Source organism: Marinitenerispora sediminis, from assembly GCF_003336425.1.
In the GTDB taxonomy this organism is placed as follows: domain Bacteria; phylum Actinomycetota; class Actinomycetes; order Streptosporangiales; family Streptosporangiaceae; genus Marinitenerispora; species Marinitenerispora sediminis.
The window spans coordinates 18,673-28,016 of record NZ_QEIO01000067.1 but is presented as its reverse complement, the minus strand read 5'-3'; the positions used below and the strand labels follow the sequence as shown (position 1 = coordinate 28,016).

The 9,344-nt window shown below is 75.4% G+C and carries 8 protein-coding genes; 5 read left to right on the top strand and 3 right to left on the bottom strand.

What is annotated here, in order from left to right; all coding sequences use genetic code 11:
* Both DEF28_RS14525 and DEF28_RS14520 read left to right on the top strand, forming a co-directional pair.
* On the top strand, nt 1–1,615 hold a 1,615-nt coding region (locus tag DEF28_RS14525), incomplete at its 5' end, for an aldehyde dehydrogenase (NADP(+)) (RefSeq protein ID WP_199493304.1).
* 97 nt (nt 1,616–1,712) lie between these two features.
* Nucleotides 1,713–2,666 carry a 2-hydroxyacid dehydrogenase gene (locus DEF28_RS14520; RefSeq protein ID WP_114398823.1) on the top strand — a complete coding sequence of 318 codons (954 nt, stop codon included), beginning with the start codon at nt 1,713–1,715 and terminating at the stop codon, nt 2,664–2,666.
* A gap of 106 nt (nt 2,667–2,772) precedes the next feature.
* Here the strand turns inward: DEF28_RS14520 and DEF28_RS14515 are convergent, their stop codons facing one another.
* Nucleotides 2,773–3,747, bottom strand: coding sequence for a peptidoglycan recognition protein family protein (locus DEF28_RS14515; RefSeq protein ID WP_114398824.1), 975 nt, complete (start codon nt 3,745–3,747; stop codon nt 2,773–2,775).
* Nucleotides 3,748–4,161: 414 nt separating this feature from the next.
* On the opposite strand from DEF28_RS14515, the gene DEF28_RS28435 reads away from it, so the two are divergent.
* Entirely contained in the window at nt 4,162–5,748 is a 1,587-nt protein-coding gene (locus tag DEF28_RS28435; protein WP_233515302.1) for a serine/threonine-protein kinase, read from the top strand.
* A 186-nt stretch (nt 5,749–5,934) separates the two neighbouring features.
* Nucleotides 5,935–6,306, top strand: a complete 372-nt coding sequence (locus tag DEF28_RS14505) for a hypothetical protein (protein ID WP_114398825.1) — start codon at nt 5,935–5,937, stop codon at nt 6,304–6,306.
* A 521-nt stretch (nt 6,307–6,827) separates the two neighbouring features.
* On the opposite strand, the gene DEF28_RS14500 is transcribed toward DEF28_RS14505, so the two are convergent.
* Complete coding sequence (locus DEF28_RS14500) at nt 6,828–7,769, bottom strand: NAD-dependent epimerase/dehydratase family protein (protein WP_114398826.1); 942 nt, start codon at nt 7,767–7,769, stop codon at nt 6,828–6,830.
* 446 nt (nt 7,770–8,215) lie between these two features.
* Between DEF28_RS14500 and DEF28_RS14495 the strand changes: the two genes are divergently transcribed.
* Complete coding sequence (locus tag DEF28_RS14495) at nt 8,216–8,572, top strand: hypothetical protein (protein WP_114398827.1); 357 nt, start codon at nt 8,216–8,218, stop codon at nt 8,570–8,572.
* Nucleotides 8,573–8,904: 332 nt separating this feature from the next.
* Here the strand turns inward: DEF28_RS14495 and DEF28_RS14490 are convergent, their stop codons facing one another.
* On the bottom strand, nt 8,905–9,333 hold the full coding sequence (locus tag DEF28_RS14490; RefSeq protein WP_114398828.1) for a pyridoxamine 5'-phosphate oxidase family protein: 429 nt from the start codon (nt 9,331–9,333) through the stop codon (nt 8,905–8,907).
* Nucleotides 9,334–9,344 lie beyond the last annotated feature (11 nt).

The following is a 9,344-nucleotide window of genomic DNA, read 5'->3' as shown; positions in this document are numbered from 1 at the left end:
CCCCGAGACCCCCGAGACCCCCGCGGCGACCTCCCTCACCGGCGCCATGCTGATCGGCGACGCCGACGTCCGGCCGCCCGGCGCCGACGAGGCGCACGCCGTCGACCCGGTCAGCGGCGAACGGCTCGAACCCGGCTACCCCCAGGGCGGCGCGGCGGAGGTGGAGCGCGCGGCGGAACTCGCGCACGCCGCGTTCGACACCTACCGCGCGACCGCGCCCGAGGCCCGCGCCCGGTTCCTGGAGAGCATCGCCGCCAACATCGACGCGCTCGGCGCGGCCCTCGTCGAGCGGGTGATGGCCGAGACGGGCCTGCCCGAGCAGCGGGTGCTGGGCGAGCGGGCGCGCACCACCGGCCAGCTGCGGCTGTTCGCCGCCGTCGTCCGCGCCGGGGGCTGGCTGGGCGTGCGGGTGGACCCGGCAGACCCCGGCCGGACCCCGCTCCCCAGGCCCGACCTGCGCCAGCGCAAGATCCCGCTGGGCCCGGTGGCGGTCTTCGCCGCCAGCAACTTCCCCCTGGCGTTCTCGGTCGCGGGCGGCGACACCGCGTCGGCGCTCGCCGCGGGCGCGCCGGTCGTCGTCAAGGCGCACAACGCCCACCCGGGCACCTCGGAGCTCGTCGGGCGGGCGGTCCGCGCGGCGGTGCGCGAGCACGGGCTGCCGGAGGGAACCTTCTCCCTGCTGTTCGGCCCCGGCCCCGGGCTCGGCACCGCGCTGGTCCAGGACCCCCGCATCGCGGCCGTCGGGTTCACCGGCTCCCGTTCCGGCGGCCTCGCCCTGGCCGCCGCGGCGGCGGCGCGCCCGGTCCCGATCCCGGTCTATGCCGAGATGTCCAGCGTCAACCCCGTCGTGCTGCTTCCGGGCGCCCTAGCTGAGAGGGGACCGGCGCTCGGCGCCGCCTACGTCGCCTCCCTCACCACGGGCGCCGGCCAGCTCTGCACCAGCCCCGGACTGGTCTTCGCCGTCGGTGACGCCGACGGCTTCCTCGCCGCCGCCGCGGACGCCGTCGCCGCCGCACCGGCCGCTCCCATGCTGACCGACGGGATCCGCCGGGCCTACGACGAGGGCGCGGCGCGGCTGGCCGGCCGGCCGGGCGTCACGGAACTCGCCACCGGAGCCCGCGACGCGGCCATCGCCTCCTGCGGGCAGGCCCGGCTCTACGTCACTGACGGCGCCACCTTCCGCTCCGACGAGAGCCTGCAGGCGGAGGTCTTCGGCGCCACCTCCCTCGTGGTCCGGGTGCGCGACCTGGCCGAGCTGCACGCGATCCTGGGCACGCTCGAAGGCCAGCTCACCGCCACGGTGCACGCCGCCGAGTCCGACCACCCCGCGGCCCGCCAGCTGCTGCCCCGGCTGGAGGTGCTCGCCGGCCGGGTGCTGTTCGGCGGCTGGCCCACCGGCGTCGAGGTGGGGCACGCGGTCGTGCACGGCGGCCCCTTCCCCGCCACGTCGGCGCCCGCCACCACGTCCGTGGGGACGCTGGCCATCGAGCGCTTCCTGCGCCCGGTGAGCTACCAGGACGTCCCCGAGGCCCTGCTGCCGGCGGAGCTGCGGGACGGCAACCCCGCGGGCGTCCCCCGGCTGGTCGACGGCGTCCAGGAGACCGGCGGGCGGTGATTCCCCTCCCGGTGCCGCGGCCCACGGGCGGCCGCGGTGCCGGACCGCGCCGCCGTGCGGCGACCACCCGATGCCCGCCCGTACACAAGGAGCAGCCATGGCCCTTCCCGACCCGCCGCGCACCGTCCTCCAGCTCTGCCCCCTCCTGCCGTCCCTGGAGGCCGAGCTCGCGGCCCGGCACCACACGGTCCGGCTGCACGAGCAGCCCGACCGCACGGCGTTCCTCGCCGAGCACGGGCCGGCGGTCGCCGCCGCCGTCACCAGCGCACGGGTCGGGGTGCCCGACGACGTGATGGACGCGCTGCCGCGCCTGGGGGCGATTGTGCACTTCGGCGTCGGCTACGAGACTACGGACGTCGCCCGCGCCCGGGCACGCGGTATCGACGTCAGCAACACCCCGGACGTGTTGACCGACTGCGTGGCCGACCTCGCCGTCGGGGCGCTGATCGACGTCATGCGGCGGCTGTCCGCAGCGGACCGCTACGTGCGCCGCGGCGAGTGGGAGCAGGCCGGGTACCCCCTCGCCGCGAAGGTCAGCGGCAAGCACGTGGGCATCCTCGGCCTCGGCCGCATCGGTAGGGCCGTCGCCACCCGCCTGGAGGGGTTCGGCGTCCGGCTGAGCTATCACTCGCGCCGCCCGGTCGACGGTGTGCCCTACACCTACGCCCCCTCCGCCGAGGCCCTCGCGGAGGCCGCCGACGTGCTCGTCGTCGCCACCTCGGGCGGCGAGGGCACCCGGGGGCTGGTCTCGGAGAAGGTGCTCACCGCCCTCGGCCCGCAGGGCTACCTCGTCAACGTCGCGCGCGGCAGCGTCGTCGACGAGCCGGCGCTGGTGGCGGCGCTCACGCAGCGGCGCATCGCGGGCGCCGCACTCGACGTCTTCGCCGACGAACCGCACGTCCCCGAACCGCTGCTCGGCCTCGACTCCGTGGTGCTCCTCCCGCACATCGCCAGCGCCACCCGCGAGACCCGGGAGGCCATGGGCGAGCTGGCGTTCCGCAACCTGCACGCCTTCATGACGGAGGGGTCCCTGGTCACGCCGGTCCCGTAGCCGACCCGCGCCGGCCGGGACGGCCCCCTGCGCGGGTTCCGGGGCGGGGAGGCACGTCCCGGCACCGGGCACGGCGCGCTCCGGCCGGGCGCGTCGCCCCCCGAGGCTAGGCCGGGGCCACCCAGCCGGTGACCTTGCCGCCCCGCCACTCCGCGCCGTCGACCAGCGCGGTGACGTAGATGCGCAGCCGCTCGTCGGCGCGGGTGATCTCGTCCAGGCTGACGTTGCATTCGGTGGTGGTGTACACGCCGCCGGCGAACAGCGGGTCGGGCGGGGCGTCGGCCCCCACGGCGCCGCGGACCTTGCCGAGCTGCACCCGGTAGGCGACCGGCGCGAGAGCGCCGCCCGGGCCGGGGGCGACGACGCGGCCGTTGAGCGTGCCGCTGAACCTGCGGTTCTGGAAGGCGATCGTGGCGTAGGGGTCGTCGGGGGTGACCCGGGCGTCGCGCCCGTCCTGGAAGAGCAGGCACACCGGGACGCCGTTGGGGAGCGGCTGGGTACGGGACGAGGACAGCCAGGTGAAGTCGGCCATGTCGAGGAAGTCCTCCGGTTGGGGGGAGTCGGGGGGCGGGGTCCCCGGCGGTCGGGCGAACGTCCCGTCGCGGACCATGGCGTAGGCGCGCTCGCCCGGGCAGCTGGTGGCGACGAAGTCGCGATGCCCGCGCACGGTCCCGGAGATGCTGGAGTCGGGCTCCATCAGCCACTGCCGCAGCTCGCGGACCGCGTTGATCTGCGCGTCGGTGACGGGGTCGTCCGGCCCACCGCAGAGCGTGCACGAGTAGTAGGTGCTGTTGCCGCCGGGCTGGGCCGCCTGGATCCTGAACAGACCGCGCCCCTCCAGCACGTACCCGTGCGGGCAGGCGGCATAGGAGTAGCCGATGTCGACCCACCCGTTGGTGGCGACGTGGAAGTCCCGCGTGGCCCGCCAGTAGGCCAGGCACGCCGAGTGCGCCCGGCCGGCGAGCCCCTGGTCGGAGCCGTCGTAGTGGATGACGAGACCGCTGCGCGGATTGGCGTACCCGGCGGGAGAGGCCCCCCAGCCGAGGTCGGATCTGGACACGTACCGGGTCGGGCGTGGCACGGCGAACCTCCCGTCGAGTCGCCTACGAGCGAACCGCGGCTGTGTGACACCCGGGAAACAGCCGGAAGAAGACTTGGTAAGCGTTCTCCCCTCGGACCCCCGCAACACCGCCCAGCCGGCGGCCCGGCGCCACCCCGACCCGCCGGGAAGCCGTGGAGGCGCGTACCCGGTCGGCGATCCCGAGCGGGGGCCCGGCCCCCGGCCCGGCGCTCGGCCTGGCGCTCGGCCCGGCGGCCCGGCGGGAGTGAACGTCCTTGGCCGCATCGGTGAGGGGGCGGAAACCGGACCTGTGCCGCTCGCAGCCGCTCATGCTCCAGGCTGGTGCCGGTGAGATTCCCACTGCCGGTGCCGGGGGGGTTTCTGGAATTATCGGGTGGACGGTGACATATAACTTCACAGACAGGGGTGGAGTCCATGGCCGGGGCTCTGCAGGCTGGTGATCCGCGTCAGGTCGGTCCGTACCGGCTGGTGCGGCGGCTGGGCGGCGGCGGGATGGGGCAGGTCTTCCTGGGGCGCTCTCCCGGCGGGCGCACGGTGGCGGTCAAGGTCGTGCATCCGGAACTGGCGGGCGATACGGGGTTCCGGCGGCGGTTCGCGGCCGAGGTGGAGGCAGCCCGGGCCGTCGGCGGGTTCTTCACGGCGCAGGTGCTCGACGCCGACACGGCCGCGGAGCGGCCGTGGCTGGCCACCGCCTTCATCCCGGGACCGTCCCTGCACGAGGCCGTGGTCGAGCACGGGCCGCTGCCGGGCGCGTCGGTGGCCGTCCTGGGCGCGGGGCTGGCCGAAGGGCTCGCGGCCGTGCACGCCAAGGCGCTGGTGCACCGGGACCTCAAGCCCGGCAACGTGATCCTGGCCGGCGACGGGCCCCGGATCATCGACTTCGGGATCGCGCGGGCGCTGGAGGCGACCTCCTTCACCCAGACCCGCACGGTGCTCGGTACCGCGGGGTTCATGTCGCCGGAGCAGACCCGCGGGGGCACGGTCGGTCCGCCTTCGGACGTGTTCGCACTGGGGTGCGTGCTGGCGTTCGCCGCCACTGGACGCGGGCCGTTCGGGGCGGGTCGGCTGGAAGCGCTCGCCTACCGGATCGTGCACGAGGCACCCGACCTCTCGGGCGTTCCCGGCGGCCTCGCCGACCTGGTGGCGGAGTGCCTGGCCAAGGACCCGGCACAACGGCCGGGACTGGGCCGGGTCCTGGAGACCTGCACCGCGCTCGCACCGGCCGAGCCGCACCGCGAGGCGGGCCAGTGGCTGCCGCAGGCGCTCACGGAGGTCGTCGCCGACCGCGCGACACTGCTCGTGACCACCGCTGACCCTTCCCCGGGCATTGACGGCGGCCACGGCCAGGACCCGGCGGAGGGCCCCCGCCGGCAGGCCCCCGCAGGATCCACCGGCCACGCGGCACCGGACCGGAGTCCGGCGGCCTACGCCGCGCCGCCCCGGCCCGCAGATATCCAGCCACCTCGCCGGTGGTTCGGCGTCGGTGCGGGGATGGTCGCGTTCGGTCTCGTCGGCGGGGTGGCCGGATTCGCGGCCCGCCTCGGCGCGGGCATGCTGCTGTTCGCCATGCTGGCGATCGCCGGCGCGGTCATTGTCATCGTCACGGGGGTGCGGCGGGCCGGCCACCGCCGCCGGCTGCTGGCCGAACGCCGCGGCGGCGCCGCCCAGGCCCCCAGGGCCCGCCGGCATCAGGGAACCCGACCTGACAGCCGGGACGGGCCAGGGGCGGGCGCGGCCCTGGGACCGCCGCGGGCCGGTCCACGGGACCCCGGGGTGCCCGCGCGCGCTGCCGGGCGGTCGTCTGGCCCCCGTACGCGACCGACGGAGCAGGGCCCCGGGAAGGCCGGTCCCCGGGACCCGCGTTCCGTGGTTAGTCCAGGAACTTCCTGGCGCAGAACGCTTCGTCGCGGTAGATCTTCACGCACATCTCGTAGTCCAGCGCCACCGCGGTGCTCGCTCCGAGCCCGACCAGGCCCATCGCCAGGACAGCGACCGTGGTGATCTTCTTCGCGGTTACCCGCATGGCGAACCCTCCATTGCTACCGGGTGGCACGGACTGCGGCCCGGTCGTCCCACCAGCGCCTGTAACCGCGCCGCGCCGGAGCAAACGATCGCCGTGGCGCTTCCTGCCTGGTCAGCACGCCTGCGGGGCCGTCCTCTGCCGGCCCCCGGAACAGGAGAGACCGCATGACGTCCAACCGAGGTGAGCTCTACGACGCTTTCGCGGCGTTCCTGGAGACGGCTCCCGGCTGGCCGGAGCTGTTCGCCGAAGTGCTGTGGCAGGAGCTGCTCGCCCCGCTGCTGCCCGACGGCGCCCGTCCGATCGCGTGGCACGTCACGATCGTGGACGTGTGGTCGTGGACACCTCCCGGCGACGGCGCCGGGTGGGAGCGGCAGGCCGCGGAGTCCGCGATGGAAGAGGCCATGCGCGCCCGACTGCGCGGCTCCCCGGTGTTCGCGGCCGTCGCTCCGGTGGAGGTGGCCCGGCGGCTGGGGTTCGAGACCGCGGCGGAGCACGGGAGCGCGGTGATCGCGGTCAGGTACCGCGTGCCGACGTGAGCATCACCGACGCCGTCGACGGAGGTCCGGCACGACCGGCGGACGCGGCGGTCATGGCCGGTGCGGGCGATCACACTCCGGGTGGGCGGTGAGCCGGCGGCACCCACGGGGCGGGTGGCGCCGACTCCGTACCGGCCCGCCTGGACCGGCCGTGCAATCGGCGCCACCGGTTCGGCAACGCGGAAGACCCGGATCTGCCCCGCCCCCGAGGGCTTCAGCGGTCGCCTGCCAGAAGCGCCGGAGCTCCGCACGCGGGCGGAAGTGGTGCGACTCGGCGCAGATACGCGCGACCCGCCACGGGCCGGGCCCGGCGGCCGCACGGAACCGGAGGGCGCGGTGGCCCGCACGACGGGTCCTGGCCCGGAGCGACCCCGGGGTGCCGTCCCCGGAGGTCGGAACAGCGGGCGAGGCGGCGGCCGGGGCGGGTCCTCGCCGCGCCGCGGTGCGGGTACCGCTGTCGACCGCCGCCCGGGTGGCCTGAGCGGCGGCGGGTGCCCCGTGCCGGGCCGCCGCGCCGGGGGTCACCCGGTGGTGGCCGACCGCTTCCGCCACCAGTCCACCGTCGCCTCGACCTGCTCGTCGACGGGGGTGGCGCGCACCGCGAACTCGGCTTCGTACGCGCTCGAATCAACGACGAACGGACGGTCGAACTGGTAGCGGATCTCCCTCAGTTCGCGGATCAGCGGGGAGAAGACCGCCACGACTCCGAGCACGGCCGACGGCAGCCCGCGCGCCGCGACCGGGCCGGTGCCCGCCTGAGCGGCGAGGCGGTCGACCATCTCCCGGGTGGACAGCGCGGGCTCCGTCGGGACGTGCCAGGCCCGGCCCCAGGCCCGTTCCTCGCCCGCCACCTCGACCAGGGCCGCGGCCACGTCGGGGAGGTAGCTCCAGCTGTGCGGGGCGTCGGGGTCGCCGAGCGTGGAGACCGGCCTGCCGCGCAGCAGGCGCGGCATGACCCGCCCGGCCAGGTGCCCGCCGTCGGTCACTCCGGGACCGAAGAAGTCCGAGGCGCGCACCTCGACCGCTCTGATCCGCCCCTGCTCGTGCAGCTCGCGCGCCTGCTCCCAGACGGCGGCGCGCACCCGCCCCTTGCGGTCGGTCGCCGCGAGCGGCAGATCCTCGGTCATGGGCCCCTGCGCCGGACCGTAGCCGTAGAGGTTGCCCAGCATGACCAGGACGGCCCCGGTCGCCTCCGCCGCCGCGCAGACCGACGAGGCCAGGGGCGGCAGCTCGGCCGCCCAGCGGTGGTAGGGCGGCGCGGCGCAGCTGTAGATCGCGGCCGCGCCCTGGGCGGCGGAGATCAGCCGTCCGCTGTCCGCCGCGTCCAACGCGATGTGCTCGATGCCGGGCTCCGGGCGTCGGCCCGACCTGGTGATGACTCGTACGGAGTGCCCCTTCTCGGCCAGCAGGCGAGCGGTGGCGGCCCCGGCGGGCCCGAACCCTACGACGACATGAAGACTCACCCGCGCACCCTAGCGCGAACGTGACTCGCTCTCGTATTGGGTGCGCCGGAGCCGCCCGTGCGGCCGTGACGAGTTAACCGCCCGGGGCCTGAGAGCCGGTCAGCCGCCTGCGAGGACGGCCTCGGCAGAGGCGCGACCCACGACGGCGAGTCCGTCCTGACGTCGCCCCAGCTCCCGGGCGAGGCGCCCATTCCTGGCGCGCGATGCTCGGGACATGGCGCTCAGTGCTGAGTACACCCGCACCACCGCTCTGTCGCTTGCCTGGCAAGGCGGGACAGCGGGCATGCCGCGTCGCTGTCTTCGGCGAAACCCCCATCAATCCCCACAAGAGGGAAGTCTCATGGTAGGCAGCAGAACACGTTCGTCCCTCACCGTTGTCGCAGCGTTGGCCGCTCCTCCCGGCCGGAACGTCCGGTACCGCAGCCGCCGCTGAGGACGCCCCGAGCATGCCGGGTACCGTGAACATCGCGCCCGAGGAGGCGGACGGCGACGTCGCGGCGACCGGTTCGGCGCGGAGGACGCTGTGGACGAGCAACCGCGCCGGCAGTATCGACGTCAGCTGGACCTGGAGCCCGAGTGCGGGGGGCGGCTATCACGGCCGGTTCCAGGGGAGGTTCACCGACCGCGCGCCCAATGACGGCCGATGGGTGATCCTCCAGGCCAGGTGGGAAGGCCGGGGCTGGACCCCGGTCGCCACGGCGGCGAACGGCGGCACGTTCGACAGGAACTACCAGCCCGGCACCCGGGGGCTGAACTTCCGCGCCTGCCTGACGGGCGGCTACTGCGGATCTCCCGCCTGGTGAGCCTTCTCCGCTGCGGAGACCGGCCCGGGACGTCCGGGCCGGCTTCCGAACGCATGGTCCGCCCGTCACCCCCGCCGGACGCGAACGGCGCGCCCGACTCCTGGTGGGACGGCAGCCCCCACCGTGGTGCCTGTTCGGGCGTGCCGTAACGGTGCGGCGGTCGGGATCCGGGGCCTGAACCGGGTGCGCGGTCCCCGCATGGGACACCGGAGCCGGACTCGGCGACCGCCCTCCCTCGCGGCGGGACGACCTGGATGACACCGCCGGAGCAGGTGCGCCCGCCGTGGACGAGGCCGGAGTCGATGGTCCTGTCGGCGATCCACGGGCACGGGTCAGTTCATGTAGCGGCGCACGGTCTCCGGGTGGATGACGAGACGCACCTGCTCCGCGGCCAGCATCCCGGCGAGTTCGCCGGCGCGGGCCGGATCGTCGAGGTTCCAGTAGCGGGCGGCGAGGCGGGCGCACAGGTCGTGGGCCCCGTCGGGTTCCACCGTGGTGCGGCCGGCGACCGACAGCCAGCGCTCGCGTTCACCCACGGGGGCGGCGACGACGATCGAGGCGCGGGGGTCGCGGCGGAGGTGCCGCACCTTGCGCGTGTCCGGGCCCGTGAACAGTTGGATCGTGCCCTCGGCAGTGGCCTCGAACCACACCGGCCGCGGCTGCGGCGGGAGCGGCCCCCCGGCCACGGACAGGAACCCGTACAGGGGGCGGCGGAGGAACTCGATGTCCTGGGGGGTCAGCGAACCGGCGTCGGTGCTCATCACAGCCCTTT

Excerpts from the sequence above, each read along its gene's own strand:
- DEF28_RS14520 (WP_114398823.1), top strand. The coding sequence starts at position 1,713 with ATGGCCCTTCCCGACCCGCCGCGCACCGTCCTCCAGCTCTGCCCCCTC.
- DEF28_RS28435 (WP_233515302.1), top strand. The coding sequence starts at position 4,162 with ATGGCCGGGGCTCTGCAGGCTGGTGATCCGCGTCAGGTCGGTCCGTAC.
- DEF28_RS14505 (WP_114398825.1), top strand. The coding sequence starts at position 5,935 with ATGACGTCCAACCGAGGTGAGCTCTACGACGCTTTCGCGGCGTTCCTG.
- DEF28_RS14495 (WP_114398827.1), top strand. The coding sequence starts at position 8,216 with ATGCCGGGTACCGTGAACATCGCGCCCGAGGAGGCGGACGGCGACGTC.
- DEF28_RS14490 (WP_114398828.1), bottom strand. The coding sequence starts at position 9,333 with ATGAGCACCGACGCCGGTTCGCTGACCCCCCAGGACATCGAGTTCCTC.